The organism is Marinomonas sp. ef1 (assembly GCF_002806845.1).
GTDB classification, from domain to species: Bacteria; Pseudomonadota; Gammaproteobacteria; order Pseudomonadales; family Marinomonadaceae; genus Marinomonas; species Marinomonas polaris.
The window spans coordinates 318,294-343,966 of record NZ_NHTT01000003.1 but is presented as its reverse complement, the minus strand read 5'-3'; the positions used below and the strand labels follow the sequence as shown (position 1 = coordinate 343,966).

The following is a 25,673-nucleotide window of genomic DNA, read 5'->3' as shown; positions in this document are numbered from 1 at the left end:
GGTGTTAACTCTCCAATGGTTTATGAAACTGTTGCGAACCCTTTTGTAAAGGAATTTGCATAATTTTGTTTATTATTCACTCAAAGCTGGCGTTTCTAGGCCTCGCTTTGCATAAAACTCATCAACAAAGGCGTCAAATCTACCTTCATCGAGCGCCTGACGCAATCCCGCCATGAGTGTTTGGTAATATCGTAGGTTATGAATTGTATTTAATTGCGCCCCTACCATTTCTTGACACTTATCCAAATGATGTAAATAAGACCGAGAAAAGTTTTTACAAGTGTAACAATCACATTCTTTATCTAATGGGCCAACATCGTGACGATATTGAGCATTACGAATACGAACTACACCATCTGAAGTAAACAGATGACCATTGCGCGCATTACGCGTTGGCATAACGCAATCGAACATATCAACACCACGACGAACACCTTCAACCAAATCCTCTGGTTTGCCGACGCCCATCAAATAGCGAGGTTTATCTTCAGGCATTTTTGGCGTGGTGTGATCTAACACCTTCATCATTTCGTCTTTAGGCTCACCAACTGACAATCCGCCAATCGCATAACCATCAAAACCAATATCCACCAGCCCCTCTAGAGACTCATCTCGAAGGTTTTCATACATACTGCCTTGGATAATGCCAAATAACGCAGATGGACTGTCACCGTGCTCATCCTTCGAGCGTTGCGCCCAACGCAAACTCATACGCATGGACTTAGCGGCCACTTCTGGCGTCGCTGGATAAGGCGTACATTCGTCGAAAATCATCACAATATCAGAGCCAAGATCGCGTTGAACTTGCATGGAGATTTCAGGACTTAAAAACACCTTCGAACCATTAATTGGCGAACGAAAGCTAACGCCTTCTTCGGTAATTTTGCGCATTTCGCCAAGCGAAAACACTTGAAAACCGCCAGAGTCTGTTAAGATTGGCTTTTTCCATTGAGTGAAATCATGCAAATCACCATGTGCTTTCACAACATCTGTTCCCGGACGCAACCAAAGATGGAAAGTGTTTCCCAAAATGATATCAGCACCAATTTCTTCGATATCTTTGGTCAACATACCCTTCACCGTACCGTAAGTACCAACAGGCATAAAAGCTGGCGTTTCAACTTTTCCACGCGGAAACGTCAAGGTAGCACGACGCGCCTTTCCTGACGTAGTGTGAAGTTCAAAATCCATAAAACATTCTGGACGCTTATCAGACATACGTCTTATTCCTCACCTTGCGGGCCTTTAGCCTGCGCATTTCGTGTAATAAACATGGCATCACCATAACTAAAAAATCGATATTTCTGCTCAACTGCTTTTTTATAAGCGGCCATCACATGGTCATAACCCGCAAAAGCGCTAATTAGCATAATCAGTGTTGACTCTGGCAAATGAAAATTCGTCACCAAAGCATCCACTGTTTTAAATTCGTAACCTGGGTAAATAAAAATACTGGTGTCGTCCTGCATCGGCGCTATTTCCCCACTCTGGCTTGCCGACTCAAGACTACGAACACTGGTCGTACCAACAGCAATAACTCGTCCGCCACGAGCCTTAGCAGCTTTAACTTGCTCAACTACACTAGGTTCAACCTCTACGTATTCAGCGTGCATAATGTGGTCTTTTACATTTTCGACCTTCATTGGCTGAAATGTTCCAGCACCAACATGTAGGGTAACAAATGCTATCTCAACGCCTTTTGCCTTTAGCTTTTCAAGCAAAGCATCATCAAAATGCAAACCAGCAGTCGGTGCCGCAACAGCACCGGGCTTTTGATTATAAACCGTCTGATAACGTTCTTGATCACTGTCTTCATCAGGACGCTCAATATAAGGCGGCAACGGCATATGACCAGCACGCGTCAAGACATCCAACACAGGCTCATTAAAAACAAGGTGGAACAACGCACCTGAACGACCAACCATAGTCGCTTCAATCTGCTCACCTTTATCTTGCCCCAAAATCAGCTTGCTGTTTTCTTTTGGCGACTTACTTGCACGAACATGAGCCAGCGCTTCATTCGTATTAATAACTCGCTCAACCAGTACCTCAACTTTCCCGCCAGATTCCTTTTGACCAAATACCCGCGCAGGAATAACTCGAGTGTTGTTAAACACCATCAAGTCACCGGGTTGAACCAAATCCAACACATCTGGAAATTGACGATGAACCACGTCACCGCTAGGACCATCAAGATGCAACAACCGACTGGCTGTTCTATCAGGCATAGGGTAATTAGCGATCAGTGAATCAGGTAAATCAAAGTGATAATCGGAAACGAGCATGAAAAGAAAGCTACCTAGAAAAAACGACCCAGCATTCTAGCGAAAATCCTCTCAAAAAGGTACTTCCAAGCCACTACTTGTTAAAAAGATAAAAAATAATACGTATAGCCGTTGACTTATCTTATAAATACTCTAGAATACGCCTCACCTTTTTCAAGGCCAGTGTGGTGGAATTGGTAGACACGACGGATTCAAAATCCGTTGCCTTCGGGTGTGGCGGTTCGAGTCCGCCTACTGGTACCAACATAAAAAGCCCTGATCATTGATCAGGGCTTTTTTTTCGTTCCTTGAATGCTATTCTGGGACAACAGCGTCATTTTAGGAACAAAACATGAATCGCCGCAAAAAAATCAAAGACATTTATGATAAGCGTATGAAGCAAGCTAACTTAAAGGTTAACCCTAAAAAGGCTAAGCCTAAGTACATTTCTAAAGCTGAGCGCGCAAAAATGGAAGCAGAAGCTGCTGCAAATCCAAGCACGCATGTTGACGCAGAAGCCTCTGAAACAAGCGAAACAAAAGACGCTTAAAATCTCGCTCTAAAATGCCAGTCACCTTCTTTCATATCATTTTTGATTGACTGGCAAATATCCTCATCTATCAGATCACTGTCTACGTCATACAATCCACATTGAGCAACTGCACGCTTTTTATTGATATTCAAACCTAAGTACTCATAGACAACTCGAGCGCAACATGGTGCTCTTTCACCGCTTCCTGATACACCTAAACGCAATCCAGTTAATCGCTCGACACGATTTTGAAAAGAAGGATAAAGAATCGTCTGCGTCATCTCAACATGAGTCTGACGTTCATAATCAATTAAAAATAATCGATCCGATAAGAGCTGCACCACACCATTATAAATACCATGAAAAGATTTTTTTAAATTACGAGGATTCAGACGCTCAGTACGCTGATAGTAAGTTTTGTCACCTTGAGACTCTATATGAACCAAGGTGCGTAAAATTTTTCCTGGGCACGCCATGGAAAGATAATATTCAAAGTAATAACCAGAGTACTTAGCTAAACCATGCTGTCCAGATTGATTCAGCTGATTAAATTGCTGCTGCTCAGGCGTAAGACTTTTTACGTCCTCACTCTGACGAATAGGTCGTGCTTGAACCAATTTAACAAATTGATCGTGTGGCAACGCCATCTCACTAGGCTCAACACCAAAAAACTCTCCTATACGACGCCGAGTACTACTACTCGGCACCGTCGTCCCATTTAAGTAACGATTAAATTGAGCACGATTGATATTTAGTCGACGACATACATCCGCCACCGATTTGTAGTAACTACATAACAACTGCAGATTATCAGCAAAATGCTGCACCATGATTATTCCCATTCAATCGATACCAAAATTCACTCACCCAACAACTCAGCAGTGTAATAAATAATCTCACCAAAAACACGCTAAATATGATGCTAGTTGACGCTATAGAAGCATCAAATAGCACCAAATAGCGACTTTTTACGAACTGCCTTTCCTACTAATTTTTCGTTCCAATGAACTTCTTAGCACTACCAAATAAAACTAAATAATAAATCTAAAAAAGTAGGAGTTCCCATGCTATCTCTTCTCACCGACTTGCTTTGGAGCAAGGTTCTTATCGCTGTATTAATCGGCATTGGTATCTGGTTTACCATTGCAACCCGTTTTGTACAATTTCGCTATTTCGGCAATATGTTCGGCATTCTTACCGCAAAACATCATGAAGCTGATGGCAAACATTTAAGCTCATTCCAAGCTTTAATTTTATCTGTAGCGGGCCGTGTCGGCGGCGGTAATATTGCTGGTGTTGCGGTTGCGATTACGATTGGCGGCCCAGGTGCAATTTTCTGGATGTGGGTTGTTGGCCTAATGGGCATGGCAACCAGCTTTGTCGAATGTATGCTAGCACAAACCTATAAAGCTGCAGAAAAAGACGGTACTTTCCGTGGCGGCCCAGCATTTTATATTGAACGCGGTCTAGGTAAAAATTGGAAATGGTTATCCGTACTGTATTCAATCTTACTATTAGCCACTTTCGGTATCGCCTTCACGACCTTGCAATCTTATTCTGTCGCTACCTCATTAGAAGACGCATTTGGCATCCAGCCTTACTACAGCGGCATCGGTATGGCACTAATTGTTGGCCTGATTATTTTTGGCGGCGTTAAACGTATTGCGCAAGTAGCTGAAATACTAGTCCCTATTATGGCTGGCGGCTATTTGTTAATTGCTCTTATCGTTCTTGCGATGAACCTAAGCGCGGTTCCAGATACTTTGATTATGATAGTTAAAAGCGCGTTCGGCTTAGAGCCAGCATTTGGCGGTGGTATTGGTGCCGCTATATTAATGGGTGTAAAACGCGGCCTATTCTCTAACGAAGCGGGTCTTGGTAGCGCACCAAACGTTGCAGCGGTTGCTTATATTCCACACCCAGCGAACCAAGGTATCGTTCAAGCCTTCTCTGTATTTATCGACACGATCGTATTATGCACTTGTACTGCACTGATTATCCTTCTTGGTAGCGCTTATGATCCAAGCAGCACTGAAACTGTTCAAGGCGTAGCTCTAACTCAAGCATCATTGGCAACTCACATGGGCGATTATGGCCGTATGTTCGTCAGTATTGCTCTGCTGCTATTTGGTTTTAGTACCATCTTGTACAACTACTACTTAGGCGAAAACAGCGTTAGCTACCTAACTAAATCAGACAATCATGGCTTCTACATGAATGCCTTCCGCGTCATCATCATTTGCCTTTGCTGCACGGGTGCTATCCTTGATCTAGGAACAGTGTTCGCCTTTGCAGATTTGAGCATGGGTCTATTGGCGCTCGTTAACTTATTTGCTCTAGCTCTGTTATTTAAAGTTGCTAAACGCGTTATGAAAGACTTTGATGATCAGCGCAAACAAGGTAATAAAGTGCCAACGTTTGAAGCAAACCGTTTCGCCGATTTGGATCTAGACCAAGAGTCTTGGCCAAATAACGAAAATAACCACCAATAAACCAACTTAAATTACGCCTCATCGTGATCCGGTGAGGCGTCAGGAAGAACATCATGAATACTCGCTCTGAATACGATTTACTTGGCAATATGGACGTTCCCGCTGACGCGTTGTATGGTATACAGACATTGCGTGCAGCTCAAAACTTCTCGATTACTGGCGTTCCTATTTCTCACTTTCCTGAATTGATTAAAGCCTTGGCAATGGTAAAAGCGGCTGCAGCTCGAACCAACCAAGAAATGAAACTACTAACAACTGAAAAAGCCGATGCCATTGTCTATGCCTGCCAAGATTTGATCCAAGGTCAATATCACGATCAATTCATTGTTGATGTAATTCAAGGTGGTGCAGGCACTTCAACCAACATGAACGCCAACGAAGTTATTGCCAACATTGCACTAATGAAATTAGGGCATGAGAAAGGCGAATACAAGTTCCTACACCCAAACGATGACGTAAACCGCTCACAATCCACCAACGACGCTTACCCAACGGCAGCATGCTTGGGCATTCAGTTTGCTGCCGACAACTTTGTACCAAGCCTTGCATCACTAAAAGAAGCATTAGAAGCCAAAGCTCGTGAATTCGCGCACATCGTAAAAATGGGACGTACGCAGCTTCAAGACGCAGTACCAATGACATTAGGCCAAGAGTTTGATGCCTTTGCTGTTACCCTTGGTGAAGATATCGACCGCATCAGTGAAGCCTGCGCACTACTTTGCGAAGTAAACCTTGGCGGTACTGCAATCGGTACTGGCATCAATACACCTGAAGGTTATGCCAAACTAGTAGTAGAAAAACTAGCAACTATTTCAACAAAACCACTCGTACCTGCCAGCAACTTAGTCGAAGCAACATCAGACATGGGTGCGTTTGTATTTTTCTCCGGCATTTTGAAGCGTCTTGCCATTAAACTAAGCAAGATGAGCAACGACTTGCGCTTGCTATCTAGTGGACCTCGTACAGGTTTAGGCGAAATAAACCTACCACCAATGCAGCCAGGCTCTTCCATTATGCCAGGTAAGGTAAACCCTGTGATTCCTGAAGCGATGAACCAAACTGCGTATCAAGTCATCGCGTCTGATCTTGCTGTAACTCTAGCGGCTGAAGCGGGTCAATTACAGTTGAACGCCATGGAACCTATGATCATTTATAACGTACTAAATTCGTTAAAAATGCTTAAAGAAGCCTGCCAAATGCTGGAAACTCGCTGCATACGCGGCATCACAGCCAATGAGGCAGTGTGCGCTGGCCACGTAGAAAACAGTATCGGTATCATTACTGCACTGGTTCCGCATATTGGTTATGCTAATGCCTCTCGCATTGCTAATACTGCACTGCACACTGGCAACACAGTAAAAGCCTTGGTAATTGAAGAAAACCTGCTAACGGAAGAGCAGGTGAATATTTTGCTAAGCCCACAATCCATGCTTTCCCCTAGCAAGGTTGTAATATGAGCGCAAAAGTACTCATCTTGTATACAGGTGGTACCATAGGCATGATTCAAACAGAGCAGGGCTTAGCCCCTGCTTCTGGTTTGCAAGAGCGTATAGAAATGGCGTTAGGGATGAGCATAAACACTCTTCCCTCTTTTGAAGTGCTGGAAATTTCACCTTTAATTGACAGCGCCAATATAACGCCAAAGCACTGGACCAAACTAGTGTCTATTCTTGCAACTCATTGGCAAGACTATGATGGCTTTGTGATTCTTCATGGTACGGACACAATGGCGTACACAGCCTCTGCCTTGTCTTTCATGCTAGGCGCCTGCACTAAAAACATCATTCTAACAGGCTCTCAAATTCCGTTAGGGATGAACCGAAGTGATGCCACTTCAAATTTACAAGCTGCCCTATCATTGGCAATTTCTCATAGGATAGCAGACGTAAGCTTGGTTTTTGATGGCAAACTAATGCGCGGCAATCGCATCCAAAAAATTAGCAGCGGTCGATTTGAAGCCTTCCATACCCCAAATGACGATTTGTTAGGTGAATTAGCGATTGGCATGCAGCTTTATCCAAATCGCATGATTAAAAGTAATGACGAGAGCGTAACAACATTACTTGAAAACAATATTGTCAGCTTTAAAACTGGTGCGGTTGGAGTGGTTACACTGCACCCTAGTCAACCAGTTGCCATTTATTTAAGCCTCTTGGACGACGATAACTGCAAGGCAATTGTTCTGCTAACTTATGGTGCAGGTAATGTACCGGATCAAAACCCAGCGTTTTTATCATTCTTAACAGAGGCTATGCTGCGCAAGAAAAACATTGTAAATCTGACCCAATGCCTACACGGTGGAGTGTCTCAGGGAGCGTATGCAGCGGGATCTATCTTATCCTCTATGAACGTTTTGAGTGGTAGAGACATGACCCTAGAAGCAGCCTTCTGCAAGCTCCATTGGCTCATTGCTACAGGTGAAAGCTATTACGGCATACTAGAAAAGTGGAACACTAATTATTGTGGCGAGTTTACTCTCCAATAACGATGACTAGAGGAAACAAATAGGCAGGCACAATAACCGGACAGAGTTTGTTTTTGAATTCAGTCCGGTTATGTTTATTTGCAGATTAAAACGAGCAGATTAAAATGTTAAGCAGGCTCACTCCACACCGCCCATTCGTTACCACACGGATCTAGAAAGTGAAAACGACGACCACCAGGGAAGTCAAAAATTACTTGTTCAATCGTTCCACCCGCCGCTTGTACTTTTTCAAATACGACTTCAAGTTCATTACTATACAGAATAATCAACGCCGCGCCATTTTGTGGTCTTGAACAAAAGTTCGCTTGAAAAAAGCCTCCATCTAATCCTGCATTTTCAAACGCTGAATATTCTGGGCCGTAATCTCTAAACCCCCAACCAAACACTTGACTAAAAAAGGCTTTATTTAACGCCAAATCACGCGCTGGTAATTCAACATAATTGATCTTATTGGATTCCATATATCCCTCACTTAATCGTCGATGTCACTACTAAGATAACGCTGATCACAATCATTGCGCCACCAATCCATTGCTGCGTCGTCATTTTTTCAGAAAAACGAACTTTTGAATAATACAAGGTTCCGATTATTTCAATCTGCCCTAACGTTTTCACCAAAGCTGGATTAACCAAAGCAAAACCAGTAAACCAACCAATTGACCCTAGAGAACTTAAGACACCTACCTTACAACTTAACGCAAATTCATGCTTAAACGGAGCTAAAATATCTTTGCTTTTATAAATCTGAATGCCACACAAAATAATAGATTGCAAAGCTAAAACATACCAAAGCGTGACGCCTGCACTAGTAATCAGAGAACCAGATAAAGAATGACTGGCGATAGACGATGTTACCGAGGTAATAGCAAAACACAAACCACTAGCAAGCCCAAGTAAAAGAGATACGTCCTTGTGCGCTTGTCTAATATTGTTCCACTTAACACTCATTACAATAGCCCCTAACACACCAAAAGCAATGCCAAACCACGCTCCCATGGTCAAAGTATAATGCAGTAGAGGCAAACCAATTAACGCAGCCAAAACCGCTTCTGTTTTAGACAACAAGGTTCCCAATGCGAAACTACCAGCCTGAAAGGCTCGCAACATAAAATACGTCGCCATAATCTGAGTAATGGCACAAATGCTTGCCGCGATGACAAAAACTAGATTTTTTTCGACAGATACCCAACCAAATAGCTGCCAACAAATAACAAGATACACACTGACTAATGGCAAGCCATATAAAGAACGCGACATAGTGGCATGTAAAAACCCAGTTTCACGAGCCAGAGTATTTTGATACGCCGTTCGAACCGACTGACAACCTGCTGCAAACAGAGTAATAAAGATCCACATGCCAACGCCTTATCTCACAAATTTGAAAGCGCTAGCATGAGGTTAAGACATGTATTTGTAAAAGGAATAAAACTTATATTTTGGATTCCATATAGGAATAATTAGGAAACAATTCGACAGGCCTCAGCGAATTGTTTGGTCAAATCAAAAGCGGATATTTCTTGGCAACCTGACACATTCTGCCCACTCCACAAAGAAGAAAAATCATCCAAATTCTGCTTCTCTGCCAAATTTTTCAATTGCGCCATTTCCATTGATGCATAAGGAAAATCTGGCACACTGGAATTCATATAGCCAAGATCTTTCATAATACGATTAGCAATACCTCGTGCAGGTCGCCCAGTAAAAACATTGGTTAAAGCCGTATGATGGGCTCTTTGACTTTTTAAAGCAGCACGATGAAGTTGAGATGTTTTAGCTTCGTGACACAACAAATAGGAAGTCCCTATCTGTACTACTGACGCACCCAGAGACAAAGCGCAGTTAATACTACGAGCATCACAAATACCGCCTGCTGCAATCACAGGGACACTTACTCGATCGACAATTTGAGGCAATAGTGAAAACAAACCAATTTGAGTAGAAACATCTTTCGACAGAAACATCCCTCGATGCCCTCCCGCCTCAAGACCTTGCGCAATGATGCCATCCACGCCATTTTCTTCTAACCAAACCGCTTCTTCAAGTGTTGTCGCAGAAGACAGTACCTTAGTTCCCCAACTTTTAACCCGTGCAAGCAACTTAGCGTCAGGCAAACCAAAGTGAAAACTAATAACGGGGGGAGCAAAGTCTTCTATCACATCGGCAATATCGTGACTGAAAGGCATTCGGGTTGCGGCTTTTATGGTCGCATCATATTGACCTGAAAGCTTATCAAAATACGGTTTCAACAACGCTAGCCATTGTTGATGCTTTATTTCATTGTATTCTGAAGTGTCATGACAGAAAAAATTCAGATTATACGGTTTATTCGTCGAGGCTTTAATTAAGGAAACCTGATGAGCAATATCATCCACGCTTAGCATAGCGCATGGCAAAGACCCCAAACCACCCGCTTCCGAGACCACAATAGCCAAAGCACTGTCTTGAACGCCTGCCATAGGTGCCTGAATAATCGGATAGTCCATTCCCAACCAATCACATGAACGAAATTGTTTCATCTGGCCTCCTTATACTTAAAACTAAAAGCTTAAAACTTAGCAACAATATCCGACAAGGCTTGCTTAATGGCAGCGTCAACAACTTCACCGTCTTTCATTACATTATAGAAGTTAGGCACACTCAGGCTACCAACAATATTGCCTTTGAAAAACGGCATGCTGTTAACAGTTTGAGCAAGTACACTACTTGCACCACCAGGTCCTGGAGATGTTGAAAGCACAGCAATTGGCTTATCTTGATAAACGGCTTTTTCAATACGAGATGCCCAATCAAAGATATTTTTATAAGCAGCAGAATAAGAACCATTGTGCTCAGCAAAAGATGCAACGATTACATCTGTTTGAGCAATAGCATCTACAAAAGCTTGTGCTTGAGCTGGAACACCTGATTCTTTCTCAAAGTCTTCACTGAAAAGCGGCATTTCGAAATCATTAAGATCAAGAAGTGTCACTTCCGCGCCTTCTACAAGGTTTGCTGTATAACCGGCCAAAGCCTTGTTAATAGACTGGCGGCTTGAACTAGCACCAAATGCAAGTATTTTCATTTTCGGTCCTTTTATTTCGTTAAGATTAAAAATTTCTTCAAGAGAAATAGTTTCATATTTTTTTGATGTTCAGCTGCTTAGAATGCCACCATGAACTTAATTTTCAAACATACTTTTGTACGCTTTGCTATCGTCGGTGGTGCTGGCTTTCTAGTCGACCTTGCCAGTATGCTGCTGCTTTCCATTTGGTTGCCGCATCTTGTTGCTCGTGGTTTCGCATTTTGGGTCGCAGCCAGCTCGAACTGGTGGTGGAATCGCACTATTACTTTTACTGACCCCAAACAAGAAAAAAAAAGCGACAGCAAAAAGGCTGCCGCTCTGCAATGGATGCAATTTCTTGGCAGCTCTGTTATTGCCTTTGTGCCTAATTGGGGTTGCTATCTAATATTAATATCTCAACCACCAGCAACATCCAATTCTACACTGACTCTTTTATGGCCTTATTTAGCCATGATACCCGGCATATTAATTGGCATGATGCTCAATTATGTTTTCTCACGCTATTGGGTGTTTTCTCCCGCTAAGCTTTAATCGGCCGTGCTTGTCAATTCAATCAAGCCTTGGCTTGTTCAGCGCTATATTCAGCAAATCGCCCTTTCGATTTATCATGCACTTGATCATGGCGCGGCCAAGGCCAACCACCAAATTGTGTACGTTGATAATCTTGAAACGCTTGCTGTAGCTCTGCACGTGTATTCATAACAAAAGGACCATGTTGCTCAACATGCTCACCGATTGGGCGGCCTTGCAACAACAAGAATCTGGCTTTTTTGCCCTGATTACGCAATACCAAAGCGGAATCACTTTTCAAGACAAAAGCTTCATTAATAGACGCATTTACACCATCTAACGTTACCTTCTCACCTTCAAAAAAGTACAAAGTACGGCTCAAATTAGCTACCGCTGCAGGCAAGTTCCATTCACTGTTTTCTGGCAAATCAATCAACCAAATAGCAACATCGTTTTTACTATCCGCCGCCCATGAATTAGGCGGACAAGGTGAAGGATCAACATTTTGAAACGTGCCAGCAACCACTTTAACTTGTGTTTCCAGACCTTTACTGTCTGCCACTTTAACAACTGGCGTATCTTCATTCCAAAGCATGGTGAAATGCGGTGGCACCATTTTATTCTTGCTTGGCAAATTTAACCAAATTTGAAAAAGTTCTAATGGATTAACATCTTCTTCATTCAACAAAGGGAACATTTCGGAATGCTGAACGCCTTCACCTGCCGTCATCCACTGAGTATCACCCTCCCCATAACGGCCAGCCGCACCAATAGAATCGGCATGATCAACAAAGCCTTTGTTCACAATGGTTACCGTTTCAAACCCGCGATGCGGATGAGCAGGAAACCCAGGAATACTTTTACCGTGATACATACGCCAACCATCAATACCGCCAAAGTCTTGCCCCAATGGACGATTATTTAGCGGTGCATCAGGCCCCATAGATGCGTTTGCTTTTGGGTAAGTATCATTATGGAAAGCACAAAATAAAAAAGGATCAAATGTAGGCCAGAACATTTGCAGAGGAATTCGTTTTAAAATTGACGAGCTCATTATGTTTCTCCATCAAGAAATAGTGTAACTGATGCACACATCATAACATCTATAAACTTGATTGTTTTATGCTTATATTGGTTCCAATCTATCTATTTTTTAAATACGTAGATCATTGAGAACATTGTGTATCACTTGGAAAAACGACTGTAGCAGTGCACCCTAGCGCACCATTATCAGCTGAACAGTTATCCGCCAAAGAGAACGAACAATGATACTTGGCGCAAATATCGCGCACTATCATCAACCCCAAACCATAACTTTCGCCGCCCGGTTTGCCGCTCAAACCACAACCTGTATCGACAATAGATAATTCATTATCTGATATCACTAGATTCACATAGCCCTCTTCAGTACAGGCCATGGCATTTTTCAGTAAATTCCCCACTAAAATATGAAAAGTAGGAATAGGTAATTTAGTAATAATTTGACCATTTTCAACAATATCAACCGCAACAGATTTACCTGTGAGATACCCCAAATGCGTCTGTCGAATGTCTTCATATTCACTTGTCTGCACAACACGCGAAGCAATAGCAGCCAAATCTTCATCTCGAGTTAGAGACAACAGAGTCGTGATGTAATCTTCCATCTCTTGACAGGCTTGAACCATGCGAACTCGTTGACGTTCTAAAAATTCCTTCGAATCAGATTTACCAAGCAGCGTTGTCGCGCCCTTCATGACCATTAGAGGTGTACGTAGCTCATGACTCGCATAACGGTTGAATGCTCTCTCTCGCTGAATCAACTCTCGAATTTGATTTTGGTAGCTATTTAACCTATCAACTAAATGGCGAATTTCTCTTGTCGCCGCCCCTTCTGGCAACTCAATAGCAGACAAATTGGCAGGCGTTCTTTCGCCAAGACTTTTAGAAAGTTGGGCAAGCGGTTTGGTTAAGCGATCAGAGATTCGCATGACCACCCACAAACTGACGATCAACAACAACAGAGACAACACAAGTTGAGTACTCTGTGTTTCAAACATCTGGGCTTCAGAGATTTCATAAATCTCATCGTAATGAATCACATAAATATCTTTCAACTCGCCATTTAGCATCACTCTAGAATGCATAGAAAACATTTCTAATGTCGTATCTGATTCTTTGTCTAATTCATAAGGCTTATCGTCTTTGGCGTTGGCAGCAAGAACCACACCAGATGGTAAATTTTCTTTACCCACGTACACTTCGGAAAAAGGCGGCACAGAAACATGTGTTAAATCAGTGCCATTTAATAAAGAAACAGCCGTATTTTTATCTTTTAACATGCGATTTTCTGCATAAATCATTTCTATGTTTTCGATCATTGAGGTAAACATAGAAAAGTGAAACGCTATAATCGCGAACGCTACGATTGAGAAATAAGTGAAGGTTAGCTGTTTCGCAGTTTTAATTTGTTTCATTCATCACCTTCAGCAACAAGACGATAACCCACCTTAGATACGGTTCTTAAATAAGCATGCTCAAAAGGTCGATCAATCAAACTGCGTAATTGATAAATATGACTACGCAGCACTTTGCTATCTGGTTCTTCATCACCCCATAAGGCATCGCAGATTTCATCTTTTGACACCACATCAGGGGCTTTTTGAATAAGACATTTTAAAATCGTGTATTGAGAAGGATTTAAAGAATATCGGCCACCTTCACGCTGCAACACTCGTGTATTCATATCCAAAGACAAATTACCAAAAGTTAACGTACGGTTGGCGACACTGCCTTTTCGTCTTCTTACCAGAGCTTGCAATCGAGAATCAAGAATTTCCAAATCAAAAGGCTTCACTAAATAATCGTCAGCAAAATGGGCAAAACCAGTCAATATATCGTCTTTGGTATCGCGCGCTGTCAGCATTAATATAGGCGTATCAATACCGGCTTCTCGCAATGATTTACATACCGTTAGTCCGTCCATTTTAGGCAACATTACATCTAAAATAATGGCATCATAATGTTCGGCTTTTGCTAATTCATAACCTTGCAAACCATTATTCGCGTAATCTAGCACATAGTTTTTGATTTCAAAGTAATCAAAAATCACACCGGCAATATCTTTATGGTCTTCCACTAACAGTAATTTCATATTCGTCTCAATTATCAAAAAATGCTGTAAAAAAAGAGTGGGCTAATAAAGCCGAATTGTCACATAAAAGCGTGAAAAAAAAGTGAATCACCTTTTTGCGACACCACTGTTATTAGGATGTACTCATGAACTTTTTTCCGTTTCAGGAGAACGCCAATGAGCGCCATTCCATATAGACAATACGCGAACTTTGAATCCGCGGCAAAGGAGCCTACAGTAAAGGCGCAGCCTCTCGTATCAGTAATCATTCCATTCCTAAATGAAGCGGATGTATTGGCAGTTTGCCATCGACGTGTCTGTGAAGCGCTTTCTAAACTCCAACAGTATTGTGAAATCATCTACATCGATGATGGCAGTAATGACAACAGCTGGAAAATGGTGAGTCAGTTCAAACACCCCTTACATCAAATACGCAGCTTAAGATTAAGCAGAAATTTCGGTAAAGAAGCCGCAATGAGCGCAGGCATGAAAGCAGCCTCAGGCCGCTGTGTCATTCTACTTGATGCGGATTTACAAGATCCACCAGAATACATTCCCGATATGGTACAAGCGTGGCAAGATGGCGTACAAGTCGTCGAAATGCAACGCCGCGAGCGCCATGGAGAGAGCTGGGTAAAACGCACCACCGCACATTGCTTCTATCGTTTTATGTCCAAAATAAGCGATCACCCAATTACCGAAAACGTCGGTGATTTTCGTTTGATGGATCAAAAAGTCGTAAACGTTATTAACACTTTGCCAGAAAGGACCCGCTTTATGAAAGGTTTACTTGCTTGGCCTGGTTTTACTCGTAAAGTCCTCACCTTTGACCGCGACCCTCGTTTGGCCGGTGACACCAAGTGGAATTACCCAAAGCTGATTCATTTGGCATTGGAAGGCATTACCTCATTCAGCACAAAACCATTACGCTGGGCGACTATGGCAGGATTAACCACATCGGCTATCGCCTTTATTATGGCTCTGATTATTTTCACCAAAACCATCGTCTGGGGTGATCCAGTTGCAGGTTATCCATCGACAATACTCGTAGTTTTATTTTTAGGTGGTATTCAGCTTTTATCCATTGGTGTACTAGGCGAGTACGTTGGACGGTTGTTTATTGAGTCCAAACAACGACCGTTGTATGTACTCATGGAAGACGCTATGACAAAACCCACGTTCAAATACTCGGACTCTGAATAATGCAACAACCGACCTACTCATTACCCTCGGCCAAATTACTGCTGATACTATTAATTAGCTGTTTGGCATTGCGTTTTATTTCTTTATCTCTTTATCCGTTAATGGACACCACCGAAGCACGTTATGGCGAAATGGCACGCATCATGTTTGAAACTGGCAACTGGATCACGCCGATGTTTGACTACAATGTGCCATTTTGGGGAAAACCGCCAATTTTCACTTGGTTAAGTAGTCTTGGATTTAGCCTATTTGGCGTCAATGAATTTGCCGCACGAGTACCACACCTGATTGTTGGATTAGCGGTTATTTGGTTAGTGTACAAGTTGGCAAAAGACCACTTTCAATCTTCAGTAATGGGCATTTTTTCTGCCAGCATATTAGCCTCTACCGTATCGTTTATCGTATTAAGTGGCGCGGTAATGACTGATACGGCCCTCACCTTTTCTATCGCCCTAAGCATGATTAGCTTTTGGCAAGCTTGGAGTAATAAAGGCAAGATCTGGGGTTATTTATTCTTTATCGGTTTAGCATTAGGCATGTTATCAAAAGGCCCATTGGCGATTGTATTGATTGGCATAAGTTTAACTATTTGGTTGACTCCTAATGGCCGCTGGAAAAGACTATGGAACATTCTACCTTGGGGATATGGCACATTACTTTTTCTCGTTATTACTGTGCCTTGGTACGCCATTGCTGAATATAAAACGCCAGGTTTTCTAGATTACTTCATCGTTGGTGAACACATTAAGCGTTTCATTGTCAGCGGCTGGCAAGGGGATTTGTATGGCAGCGCACACGAAAGAACACGCGGCACTATTTGGGTTTACGCGTTAGCTTCTATGCTACCTTGGAGTCCCCTTATTATATGGCAATGGATTCGCTCTATAAGAGACGACAAAGATGTCGAAGAAAGCTCAGATGGTTTCGGCACTTTCTTATTATTCTGGATGTTGTCACCGATGATTCTGTTCAGTTTTTCCGGCAACATTTTAGCGAGCTACGTGATGCCGGCATTGCCAGCAATGGCGCTGTTATTAGCGCATCTTCATAAGCAAAGACCATTACAAAACTGGCTCTACAAAGCCGGATTCATAACGCCATTTTTACTTATCGCTCTAATCAGCGTATTGCATTTTGATTTAATACCAAACCGCTCTGAAAACAAAATACTTGCCGTTTGGAAACAACAGCCAGAAGCTACGCAAAGCGATTTATTTTATCTGCACAAGCGCCCGTTCTCTGGTCAATACTATTCATCTGGTAAAGCGAAACAGCGCTCAACAGATTTAAGCTCTTGGTTACCAGCACAAAACAAGCCGTTTTTCATCGTGCAATCTAATAATGATCATATTGTGTATTCAAATTGGTTATGTGAGGAAAGAAACACAACAGGAAAAGAAGATCTTATGTATTGCGAAAACAAACCATAACTTTGATTTCTACTTTACTAAACGTGTTTTAGAGCAAGACATAAACAAAGGAGCCGATTAAGGCTCCTTTTCAATATGTTAAGTCAGTAAACCTAAACAGCAACAGATCCATAACTCGGTTCAGTATGCGAATGATTTAACGCATCATGGGCATGAGGAATATAGACAATCGCATCATCTTTTTCGATTTTAAGCGACTCAGACGCCTCACCTTTCCAGGCAATTTTTCGTTCATCACGAGGCGATACGCCAATGTGTTTTCGATAACAGCGACTAAAATGCGGTGTCGAGATAAAGCCACACGCCATGGAGATTTCTACAATCGACATATTCGATTGTTTTAATAATTTACGCGCTCGTTCGAGTCTCAGGCGTAAATAAAAGCGTGACGGAGAACAATCTAAATGGCGATGAAACATGCGCTCAATTTGACGACGAGATACGTCAACAAAAGTCGCCAATTCATCTAGCTCAATGGGTTCTTCCAAGTTGTTTTCCATTAACTCGATCACATCCACCAGCTTCGGCGTGCAAACACCTGCACTATTAAACTGACGCATTGGCATACGCTGCTGATCGGATTCATTACGAATACGATCACAAATAAACATATCGGAGATCGCATTAGATAATTTAGGACCATGCTGCTTGGTCATCATGTTTAAAAACATGTCCATTGGTGCACTGCCACCAGATGACGTCAGACGATCTTTATCGATGGAGAACAGCTTGTTATTACAGTTAACTTTGGGGAAGGTTTCTTGTAGAGCAGTTAAACACTCCCAATGCACGCTACACTGATAGCCATTTAACAAGCCAGCATAAGCAAGCACGTAAGCGCCAGTACAAATACCACCAAGCTGGACACCTTTACGCGATTGTTTCATTAGCCAAGAAACCTGCTTCGCGGTAAAAGTACGAGTAATATCGATACCACCAGCAACAATAATGAGGTCAAACTCCGTACTGTCTTCAATCGACATATCAGGTGTCAAACTCAAGCCGTCACTGGCGGTAACCGGCTGGCCATTTTCAGAAATCAAACTCCAACTATAGAGTTCTTCTGCCGATAACTGATTCGCCATACGCAGCGGTTCAATAGAAGAAGCAAGCGCAATCATCGTAAAATGATCAAGCAATAGAAAACCTACCTTCGTTGTGCTTCTTGCATCAAAAGCGAGCGTAGCGTTATTTGCCATTACCATATTAGTGTCCTCATATTTGTGCTTCTTAACTACTAGGCAAAATCTAGACCATATTTCTAGATGACATTCCTAATAACCGTAAAAACACTTTATTATTTTTAAGGAGATACAAAATCCAAGGTATCACATTGTATATTCACACAATGCCTATCGACTCTAGAGAGTAAATCATCCTAACCCTCAATAAAGACCAACACGTAGAACATAACACCATGCACTAATATAGAACAAGATCGCGCTTTTATTGAACGCTTATTTAATAAAAAATCGCCTATCTCTAATATTCCACAACCACGTTTGATTTAGGCACCGTACAACAAGACAAAACATAACCTGCTTCAATATCATCGTCGGTAATCCCGCCATTATGATCCATCTGGGTTTCGCCCTCTTTCACCAAAACTTTACAAGTTCCGCAAATCCCCATACCACAGGCTTTCGGGATCATGAGATCTAGTTTTGCTGCAGCATTATGCAAGGTTTCCCCCGCAAGGACCTGAATACTCTTACCACTGCCCATAAACTCAACGCGCAATAAGTCCTCTTGATTAACTGCATCGGCTTCCGCCTGAGCCACTTCTGCTTGCTCAATGGCATCTTCCACGACATTGACAGGTGTCGCACCAAACGATTCTTCATGATAGTGCGACATATCAAAGCCACGATCGAGAAGCAGCGCACGAATCGCTTTCATATAAGGCGCAGGGCCACAACAGTAAATCTCTCGCTCCATAAAATCGGGGGAAATCATATCGAGTTTAGAAGCATCCAAATAGCCTCGATATCCTTGCCAAGGCAGACCGTTCTCCATGCGTTCAACAATCAAATACAAACCAAAATTGTCTAATCGCGCCGCCATATGATCTAACTCACGAGAATAGATCACATCCCTTGGCGAACGCGCGCTGTGAATAAAGGTAATATCCACATCCGCATTAGTATCAAACCACCAGCGCGCCATGGACATAACAGGCGTAATCCCAACACCACCAGACAGTAACAAGACTTTCTCAGCAGGAAAATCGATGCAATTAAACTGACCTACAGGACCATGTACTGCCAGTTCAGAACCGACCGACATATTCTCATGTAGCCAATTCGACACCTCCCCACCAGGCACACGCTTTACCGTAATAGAAAAGCTATAAGGCACAGAAGGCGAGCTCGAAATCGTGTAAGAGCGCATCACCTGCCTGCCTTCGATCTCCAACTCTAAAGTGACAAATTGTCCCGGTTTAAAAAAGAACATAACCGGTTGCTGCGCCATAAAGCAAAACGTGCGCACATCCCATGTTTCATGAATCACCTTCACACAACGAACATTGTGACGTCCATTTACCCAAGTCTGAGTATTTACAGGTGCTAAATAATCAGCGTTCACCATAGTAGAAGAGTTGGTCATATTGAAATCTCTTAATTAAATTCACACACCTAAAGTAAAGTGCCTGAAGTTGAGCATCTACTCTTTGACTTACAAAGAGCGGCACCGTTTTGAGCCATTCTGGGTCCTGTTGATCAATGTAAGTTAACTCTGCGCGACAATTAGTTGCTCAGGGCAGCCAAGGCTAGATCAAGACTAGGTACCTCAAGCTATTGCGAGTCGATTTATGTATCAACTCTTGTCGTTAATGGTCATTTCTTTCCCTATTGATTAAGCGACTATAGCCTCGTAGTCAAAAGACGCATTCCATCAATCTTTTTGTCATTAAGGCCCAGAAAGATGAATCAACACGACCTACTGAATGTACGCCATGCTTCCTTAGATGAAGCCAAAACAGCCATGACAGACTTGCTAGAAAAACGTCCTAGCAACTATTCACTCGACGCACAGCTTTATAACGACCCACACATGTTCAGAATCGACATGGAAGAAGTCTTTCAAAAAGAATGGCTATTTGTGGGCATGACTAGTGAGATCCCAAAAAAAGGCGACTATATAACCGTCGAAATTGGACAAAACCCAGTGTTGATTCTGCGTGACGGCGAAGGCAATGTGAACGCCTTCCACAACACTTGTAGACACCGCGGTTCAATACTTTGCACCGAACACAGAGGCAAGGTTGCCAACCTCGTTTGTCCTTATCACCAATGGACTTATGATCTAAAAGGCAACTTACTGTTTGCTGGCACAGAAATGAATAAAGAGTTCGATTTGAAGCAACACGGCCTAAAATCCGCGTTTTGCAAAACAGGCGGTGGCTTCATCTTTGTTTGCCTAGGTAAAACTGAACCAACCGACGAATTTGACGAATTCTTAGCGACGCTAGACGAATACATGGAGCCCTACGACGTGGAAAACACCAAATTAGCGGTCGAATCCACCATGTACGAACGCGCTAACTGGAAACTGGTACTCGAAAACAACCGCGAATGTTATCACTGCGCTGGAAGTCACCCAGAGTTACTACAAACACTACTAGAATGGGACGACACAGAAGATCCTCGCGCACCACAAGACTTTCACGATCATTATAATGCTCAAGCTGCACAATGGGATAAAGAAGGCATTCCTCACAAGCTAAAAAGCTTTGGTGAAGTGCAACGTAACCGCATCGTGCGGATGCCGCTCAAAAAAGGAACAAAAGTAATGACCATTGACGGCTCTTCCGCTTGCTCGTTACCACTTGGAAGAATTCAAAACCGCGAACTTGGTTCCATGCGTATTTTGCATTTACCAAACTCGTGGAACCACATGCAGTCAGACCACTTTATCGTGTTCCGCGTATTACCTGTTTCGGCCCAAGAAAGCATCGTCACCACCAAATGGTTCGTCCATAAAGACGCCGTAGAAGGCATAGACTACGAGACAGATACCCTACGCAAAGTATGGGACGCCACCAACGAACAAGACAAAATTCTCGGCGAGCGCAACCAGTTAGGGATCAACTCTATTGGCTACCAACCTGGTCCTTACTCAGAAACCTATGAATTTGGTGTTATCAACTTTTTAGACTGGTACTCATCCACTATGCAGAAAAATCTAAAAGCCAAGTAATTAGAACATGTTCAAATAGCCCAAATCTTTTTCTAGTCCCTCTAGAAAAACAAAAAGCGAATCGTTTGATTCGCTTTTTGTTTTTTGCTTTTTTATAAAATTATTCTGAAAACAATTCAAAAATCAGATTACGAAACCAAATGTTGCCTGTATCTTGGTGATAGCGACGATGCCAAAACATATTGATCTGTGCTGGAGGAATATCAACTGGGTGCGGCTTAACGATCAACCCAAGATTTTCGGCTGTTTGTAAGGCAAGTTTCTCGGTCACTGTAGCAATTAGATCTGTTTTCGCAACAATGTACGGAGCAGAAATAAAGTGCGGTAACTTCAATTTACTGACTCGCAAAATACCACTTTTAGCCAATAACTTTTCTACTCGCCCATGCCCTGTATCTTGAGCTTCTATAATAATATGTTCCGATTCTGAAAAGCTTTCTAAAGTAAGAGTCTCTTCGGCATAGGGATGCCCTTTACGAATCAAACAAACATAATCTTGATCAAATAGTCTTCGTTGATAAAAACCCGCTTCTAACTGAGGCAAAAGCCCAATCGCAAGATCCACACTTCCTGTTTCTAATTCCTCTTTAAGTGATTGCCCTTGATCTCTTACAGTACTGACCGAAATATTAGGTGCATGTTCAGCAAGATACGCCATCAATCTTGGCAACATATAAATCTCACCTAAATCCGTCATATTAATGCAAAAGGATCGATCACTCGAAAGCGGATCAAAACGTTCCTGATAATTTAAGCCGTCTTGTAATGTGCTTAACGCATAGCCAACAGACTCCGCAATACTGTCGGCAAATGGTGTGGGCCTCATACCACGTGCCGTTCGTTCAAACAGCTCATCATTTAACGCCAACCTTAATCTGGCTAGGGCATTACTTACTGCAGGCTGAGTTAATCCAAGCTGTTCTGCCACTAGCCCAGTCTTACGTTCTCGATACATTAGTTGAAAAACAACCAACAGGTTTAAATCAATATCTTGCAGGCGAATCATGTTAGAGATCTCACTGTCGTGAATATACATTATTAGGATTATTTTATATCTGAATATCTCTACAACTTCTATAGTCCGTTTATGCAAAAGCATCGCACATAAATCAAACAATAATAAGTAAGAGCGAAGATGGAAATTTTAATTAAGCCTACCAATAAAACGATAACAGCTACTCAAGGCAGCACCTTGCTAGAAGCGTTTTTGGAAAATCAGATTCCTATTTCCTATAGTTGCTTATCTGGCCGTTGTGGTACCTGCCGCTGCAAAGTAATTGAAGGTACTGTAAGCGGACCATCCGCTGCAGAAGGCCGTTTGGCTCAACATGGTCAATTTGTTTTAGCCTGCCAAAGCCGTATTGAAACCGATTCAATCATTGAGATACCTGAGCCAGATGAAATCATTACGCATCCAACCAAAACAGTAAAAGCCCAAATTGTTGCTTACGATGTGTTATCCAATGACGTTCGCAGCCTTAAGCTTAAAATCAACAAAGGCTTCGACTATTCTCCAGGACAATTTGCTAACCTCACTTTCTGGCGTGAAGACGGAACCCGATCTTACTCAATGGCAGGGGTAACAGAAGACGATTTACTAGAATTCCATATACGTCTTGTTCCCAATGGCCGAGTCACATCAAAACTAGATGAACACATCGAAATTGGTGCATCGATTAAACTCAATGGCCCTCTTGGCGCCTCTTACCTAAGACATAAAAATAACGACCCTATGCTGTGTGTCGCAACTGGAACAGGGCTTGCTCCCATTCTTTCAATTGTTCGTGGTGCATTAGAATCTGGTATGAAAAACGACATTCATTTGGTATTTGGAGCCCGCACCGAAGAAGATTTATACGGCTTGGACTATTTGAATTGCTTGGCTACTGAATACTCAAATTTCCAATACCTAATCGCTTTAGATCATACCAAACCCAATAGCACCTCTTTCCGTGGTTTGGTGACTGATGCCATCGCAGCTCATTTTCCCGAACTTAAAAACTGGCGAATCTACTTAGCTGGTGCTCCCGCCATGGTAGAAGCTGCGTCCTTGGCGTGCACTAAGCGCGGTGCAGACATCGAGCGGATATACGCCGATGCATTTTACCCGAGTGGGGTATAAGCCAGTATTTCTAATTTTTGAATCCAAATAATGCCTTTACAGAAAACCAGTCATTTCTTTAAAGGACAAAATCCAACCCACAATAAAGACAAAAAAGGGTGAACAAAATGAGTCAGGAAAATCGCATTCCAATGACGCCAATTTGGGACCATGAAGACACGAGTCGAATTCCATTTTGGGCTTACACAAACGAAGACATACACAAGCAAGAACTTGAAAAGCTCTTCTACAAGAATCATTGGTGCTATGTAGGATTAGAAGCAGAAATCCCACAACCAGGCGATTTCAAACGTACCGTGATTGGTGAACGCTCAGTCATTATGGTACGCCATGAAGATAACAGTATTTATGTGGTAGAAAACGTCTGCGCCCACCGCGGCATGCGTTTTTGCCGTGAAAAGCATGGCAACACTAAAAGCTTCACCTGCCCCTATCATCAGTGGAATTACGACCTAGAAGGTAATCTTCAAGGCGTTCCTTTTCGTCGTGGCGTCAAGCAAGACGGCAAAGTAAAAGGCGGCATGTCAAAAGACTTTAAAACCTCCGATCACGGGCTAACCAAATTATTAGTAGCAGAACGTGGTGGTGTGGTATTCGCCAGTTTTGATCATGATGTGGAATCTTTCGAAGCCTTCCTTGGCCCTACTATGTTGTCTTATTTTGACCGCATGTTTAATGGTCGAAAACTCACTTTATTGGGTTACAACAAACAACGCATTCCAGGTAACTGGAAACTCATGCAAGAAAATATCAAAGATCCTTATCATCCTGGCTTATTGCATACTTGGTTTGTCACTTTTGGCCTATGGCGCGCAGATAATCGCTCAGAACTCAAAATGGATGAACATTTTCGTCATGCGGCAATGATTTCAACTCGCGGTTCAGGTGGTAAAGACACCCAAACCACCAATGTCTCTAGTTTTAAAGAATCCATGCAACTCAATGATCCGAGCTTCCTGGATGTTGAAGTGGAGCCATGGTGGGACGGTCCTACAGCTGTAATGATGACCCTATTCCCTAGTGTCATTCTGCAACAACAAGTTAACAGTGTCAGTACGCGCCATATTCAACCCAATGGGCATGGCTCGTTCGATTTTGTCTGGACGCATTTCGGTTATGAAGACGACACTCCAGAAATGACTGAACGCCGTTTACGTCAAGCTAATTTATTTGGCCCAGCAGGTTTTGTTTCGGCCGATGACGGTGAGGTTATTGAATTTTCCCAGCAGGGTTTTGAACAAAAGCCCTTCCATAGGTCACTTGCAGAACTTGGCGGTAAAGACATAGAAGAAACCGATCACATGGTCTCTGAAACCTTAATCCGAGGCATGTATGCCTACTGGCGCAAAGTGATGGGAGTATAGCCATGAAAACAACGCTAATAACAACTGAAAACTATCTAAAGCTGACTCAGTTCTATCAAACCTACGCCGCCGTAGTGGATCAAGCTAATTGGACTGCATGGCTCGATATGTTCGCAGAGGATTGTGTCTACAAGATTCAAGCTCGTGAAAACTATGACAGAAACTTGCCAATGGCAGCGCTTTCGCTAACCAGTAAAGGCATGCTGAAAGACCGTATTTATGGCATCACGGAAACAATATTTCACGACCCTTACCATCAATTGCATATGGTGTCATCACCATTAATTCTCAGTGAATCTGATAAAGGTGTTATTGAATCACAAGCAAATTACACCGTTTTCCGAACCAAAAATGATGGTATTGCAGAAGTCTACAACGTAGGTCGTTATCTCGATCGCTTGCGGATAACAGATGATGGTATTCAGATTGAATCCCGCCTCTGTATTTTTGATAACGAGATGATCCTCAACTCGTTAATTTACCCCATCTAACTCACTTAAAAACATAAGGATAAGTCGAGGTCCCTATGAGCGAAAATTGGATAAATACGATCAGTATTAACGATATTCCCGAAGATGACGTTATTGGTATCACTGTAAATGGCCACCAGATAGCACTTTATAAAGTAGAAGATGAAATCTTCGCTACAGACAATATCTGCACACATGGGCATGCCTTGTTAAGCGATGGTTTCTTGGAAGATGGGGAAATTGAATGCCCTCTTCATCAAGGACGGTTCTGTATAAAAAGCGGTAAAGCCATGAGCGAACCGCTAACAGAAGACATTAAAACCTATGTAACTCGAACGGAAAACGGGCAGGTTTTCCTAAGATTTAGTTAACGATATTTACTGTCTGATGCTTATAACATCTGCTGTGATATCACTGGCAAACCAGCA

25 protein-coding genes and 1 tRNA gene are annotated in these 25,673 nt (G+C 42.5%); 13 read left to right on the top strand and 13 right to left on the bottom strand.

Going from position 1 to position 25,673, the window contains the following annotated elements; translation table 11 throughout:
- Positions 1 to 72 precede the first annotated feature (72 nt).
- Together tgt and queA are read right to left on the bottom strand one after the other, a co-directional pair.
- Positions 73 to 1,191: a tRNA guanosine(34) transglycosylase Tgt gene (tgt, locus tag CCS02_RS06300; RefSeq protein WP_072840603.1), complete on the bottom strand. Its 1,119-nt coding sequence runs from the start codon at positions 1,189 to 1,191 to the stop codon at positions 73 to 75.
- Positions 1,192 to 1,223: 32 nt separating this feature from the next.
- Positions 1,224 to 2,285 (bottom strand): tRNA preQ1(34) S-adenosylmethionine ribosyltransferase-isomerase QueA, encoded by a 1,062-nt coding sequence (gene queA, locus CCS02_RS06295; RefSeq protein WP_100185572.1) that lies wholly within the window; start codon positions 2,283 to 2,285, stop codon positions 1,224 to 1,226.
- Between the two features lie 158 nt (positions 2,286 to 2,443).
- Here queA and CCS02_RS06290 point away from each other — a divergent pair.
- Positions 2,444 to 2,528 (top strand) — tRNA-Leu (locus CCS02_RS06290).
- Between the two features lie 88 nt (positions 2,529 to 2,616).
- Entirely contained in the window at positions 2,617 to 2,814 is a 198-nt protein-coding gene (locus CCS02_RS06285) for a DUF2986 domain-containing protein (RefSeq protein WP_100636128.1), read from the top strand.
- On the opposite strand, the gene CCS02_RS06280 is transcribed toward CCS02_RS06285, so the two are convergent.
- Positions 2,811 to 3,626, bottom strand: coding sequence for a helix-turn-helix domain-containing protein (locus CCS02_RS06280; RefSeq protein WP_072840546.1), 816 nt, complete (start codon positions 3,624 to 3,626; stop codon positions 2,811 to 2,813). The two genes, CCS02_RS06285 and CCS02_RS06280, sit on opposite strands and share 4 nt — an antisense overlap.
- 234 nt (positions 3,627 to 3,860) lie before the next feature.
- On the opposite strand from CCS02_RS06280, the gene CCS02_RS06275 reads away from it, so the two are divergent.
- The 3 genes from CCS02_RS06275 to CCS02_RS06265 are packed head-to-tail and all read left to right on the top strand — an operon-like array spanning position 3,861 to position 7,773.
- Positions 3,861 to 5,288, top strand: coding sequence for an alanine/glycine:cation symporter family protein (locus tag CCS02_RS06275; RefSeq protein ID WP_100636127.1), 1,428 nt, complete (start codon positions 3,861 to 3,863; stop codon positions 5,286 to 5,288).
- A gap of 53 nt (positions 5,289 to 5,341) precedes the next feature.
- Positions 5,342 to 6,745 (top strand): aspartate ammonia-lyase, encoded by a 1,404-nt coding sequence (locus CCS02_RS06270; protein WP_100185582.1) that lies wholly within the window; start codon positions 5,342 to 5,344, stop codon positions 6,743 to 6,745.
- A complete protein-coding gene (locus CCS02_RS06265; RefSeq protein ID WP_072840543.1) occupies positions 6,742 to 7,773 on the top strand; it encodes an asparaginase in 1,032 nt (343 codons plus the stop codon). The genes CCS02_RS06270 and CCS02_RS06265 overlap by 4 nt, the downstream gene beginning before the upstream one ends.
- A gap of 107 nt (positions 7,774 to 7,880) precedes the next feature.
- Here the strand turns inward: CCS02_RS06265 and CCS02_RS06260 are convergent, their stop codons facing one another.
- From CCS02_RS06260 to CCS02_RS06245, 4 genes are all read right to left on the bottom strand, one after another.
- Entirely contained in the window at positions 7,881 to 8,234 is a 354-nt protein-coding gene (locus CCS02_RS06260) for a VOC family protein (RefSeq protein ID WP_072840542.1), read from the bottom strand.
- A gap of 7 nt (positions 8,235 to 8,241) precedes the next feature.
- The gene (locus tag CCS02_RS06255) at positions 8,242 to 9,129 is read right to left on the bottom strand and encodes an EamA family transporter (protein WP_100636126.1); all 888 of its coding nucleotides are present in this window, start codon (positions 9,127 to 9,129) and stop codon (positions 8,242 to 8,244) included.
- Positions 9,130 to 9,230: 101 nt separating this feature from the next.
- Positions 9,231 to 10,289: an NAD(P)H-dependent flavin oxidoreductase gene (locus CCS02_RS06250; protein ID WP_100185584.1), complete on the bottom strand. Its 1,059-nt coding sequence runs from the start codon at positions 10,287 to 10,289 to the stop codon at positions 9,231 to 9,233.
- Between the two features lie 29 nt (positions 10,290 to 10,318).
- Positions 10,319 to 10,834, bottom strand: coding sequence for an NADPH-dependent FMN reductase (locus tag CCS02_RS06245; protein WP_072840539.1), 516 nt, complete (start codon positions 10,832 to 10,834; stop codon positions 10,319 to 10,321).
- A 90-nt stretch (positions 10,835 to 10,924) separates the two neighbouring features.
- On the opposite strand from CCS02_RS06245, the gene CCS02_RS06240 reads away from it, so the two are divergent.
- On the top strand, positions 10,925 to 11,365 hold the full coding sequence (locus CCS02_RS06240) for a GtrA family protein (RefSeq protein WP_100636125.1): 441 nt from the start codon (positions 10,925 to 10,927) through the stop codon (positions 11,363 to 11,365).
- A 22-nt stretch (positions 11,366 to 11,387) separates the two neighbouring features.
- Here the strand turns inward: CCS02_RS06240 and CCS02_RS06235 are convergent, their stop codons facing one another.
- The 3 genes from CCS02_RS06235 to CCS02_RS06225 all read right to left on the bottom strand — a co-directional run bounded on the left by CCS02_RS06235 (position 11,388) and on the right by CCS02_RS06225 (position 14,477).
- Positions 11,388 to 12,398, bottom strand: coding sequence for a pirin family protein (locus CCS02_RS06235; protein WP_100636124.1), 1,011 nt, complete (start codon positions 12,396 to 12,398; stop codon positions 11,388 to 11,390).
- A gap of 112 nt (positions 12,399 to 12,510) precedes the next feature.
- Positions 12,511 to 13,800, bottom strand: a complete 1,290-nt coding sequence (locus CCS02_RS06230) for a sensor histidine kinase (protein WP_072840536.1) — start codon at positions 13,798 to 13,800, stop codon at positions 12,511 to 12,513.
- Positions 13,797 to 14,477 carry a response regulator transcription factor gene (locus tag CCS02_RS06225; RefSeq protein ID WP_072840535.1) on the bottom strand — a complete coding sequence of 227 codons (681 nt, stop codon included), beginning with the start codon at positions 14,475 to 14,477 and terminating at the stop codon, positions 13,797 to 13,799. Before CCS02_RS06225 ends, CCS02_RS06230 begins: the two co-directional genes overlap by 4 nt.
- Before the next feature lie 156 nt (positions 14,478 to 14,633).
- On the opposite strand from CCS02_RS06225, the gene CCS02_RS06220 reads away from it, so the two are divergent.
- A complete protein-coding gene (locus CCS02_RS06220) occupies positions 14,634 to 15,659 on the top strand; it encodes a glycosyltransferase family 2 protein (protein WP_100636123.1) in 1,026 nt (341 codons plus the stop codon).
- On the top strand, positions 15,659 to 17,089 hold the full coding sequence (locus CCS02_RS06215) for an ArnT family glycosyltransferase (protein ID WP_100636122.1): 1,431 nt from the start codon (positions 15,659 to 15,661) through the stop codon (positions 17,087 to 17,089). Before CCS02_RS06220 ends, CCS02_RS06215 begins: the two co-directional genes overlap by 1 nt.
- 92 nt (positions 17,090 to 17,181) lie before the next feature.
- On the opposite strand, the gene CCS02_RS06210 is transcribed toward CCS02_RS06215, so the two are convergent.
- Together CCS02_RS06210 and CCS02_RS06205 are read right to left on the bottom strand one after the other, a co-directional pair.
- Positions 17,182 to 18,294, bottom strand: a complete 1,113-nt coding sequence (locus CCS02_RS06210) for a GlxA family transcriptional regulator (protein WP_072840532.1) — start codon at positions 18,292 to 18,294, stop codon at positions 17,182 to 17,184.
- Between the two features lie 277 nt (positions 18,295 to 18,571).
- Positions 18,572 to 19,696, bottom strand: a complete 1,125-nt coding sequence (locus CCS02_RS06205) for a hybrid-cluster NAD(P)-dependent oxidoreductase (protein WP_269800423.1) — start codon at positions 19,694 to 19,696, stop codon at positions 18,572 to 18,574.
- A 318-nt stretch (positions 19,697 to 20,014) separates the two neighbouring features.
- On the opposite strand from CCS02_RS06205, the gene CCS02_RS06200 reads away from it, so the two are divergent.
- On the top strand, positions 20,015 to 21,289 hold the full coding sequence (locus CCS02_RS06200) for an aromatic ring-hydroxylating oxygenase subunit alpha (RefSeq protein WP_100636121.1): 1,275 nt from the start codon (positions 20,015 to 20,017) through the stop codon (positions 21,287 to 21,289).
- A 100-nt stretch (positions 21,290 to 21,389) separates the two neighbouring features.
- On the opposite strand, the gene CCS02_RS06195 is transcribed toward CCS02_RS06200, so the two are convergent.
- The gene (locus tag CCS02_RS06195) at positions 21,390 to 22,295 is read right to left on the bottom strand and encodes a LysR family transcriptional regulator (protein WP_100636160.1); all 906 of its coding nucleotides are present in this window, start codon (positions 22,293 to 22,295) and stop codon (positions 21,390 to 21,392) included.
- A gap of 129 nt (positions 22,296 to 22,424) precedes the next feature.
- Here CCS02_RS06195 and CCS02_RS06190 point away from each other — a divergent pair, with 129 nt between their 5' ends.
- The 4 genes from CCS02_RS06190 to CCS02_RS06175 all read left to right on the top strand — a co-directional run bounded on the left by CCS02_RS06190 (position 22,425) and on the right by CCS02_RS06175 (position 25,616).
- Positions 22,425 to 23,411 carry a 2Fe-2S iron-sulfur cluster-binding protein gene (locus CCS02_RS06190; RefSeq protein ID WP_100636120.1) on the top strand — a complete coding sequence of 329 codons (987 nt, stop codon included), beginning with the start codon at positions 22,425 to 22,427 and terminating at the stop codon, positions 23,409 to 23,411.
- A 107-nt stretch (positions 23,412 to 23,518) separates the two neighbouring features.
- Positions 23,519 to 24,775 (top strand): aromatic ring-hydroxylating dioxygenase subunit alpha, encoded by a 1,257-nt coding sequence (locus CCS02_RS06185; protein WP_072840529.1) that lies wholly within the window; start codon positions 23,519 to 23,521, stop codon positions 24,773 to 24,775.
- A 2-nt stretch (positions 24,776 to 24,777) separates the two neighbouring features.
- Positions 24,778 to 25,266, top strand: a complete 489-nt coding sequence (locus CCS02_RS06180) for an aromatic-ring-hydroxylating dioxygenase subunit beta (protein ID WP_100636119.1) — start codon at positions 24,778 to 24,780, stop codon at positions 25,264 to 25,266.
- A gap of 35 nt (positions 25,267 to 25,301) precedes the next feature.
- The gene (locus CCS02_RS06175) at positions 25,302 to 25,616 is read left to right on the top strand and encodes a non-heme iron oxygenase ferredoxin subunit (RefSeq protein WP_072840527.1); all 315 of its coding nucleotides are present in this window, start codon (positions 25,302 to 25,304) and stop codon (positions 25,614 to 25,616) included.
- Positions 25,617 to 25,673 lie beyond the last annotated feature (57 nt).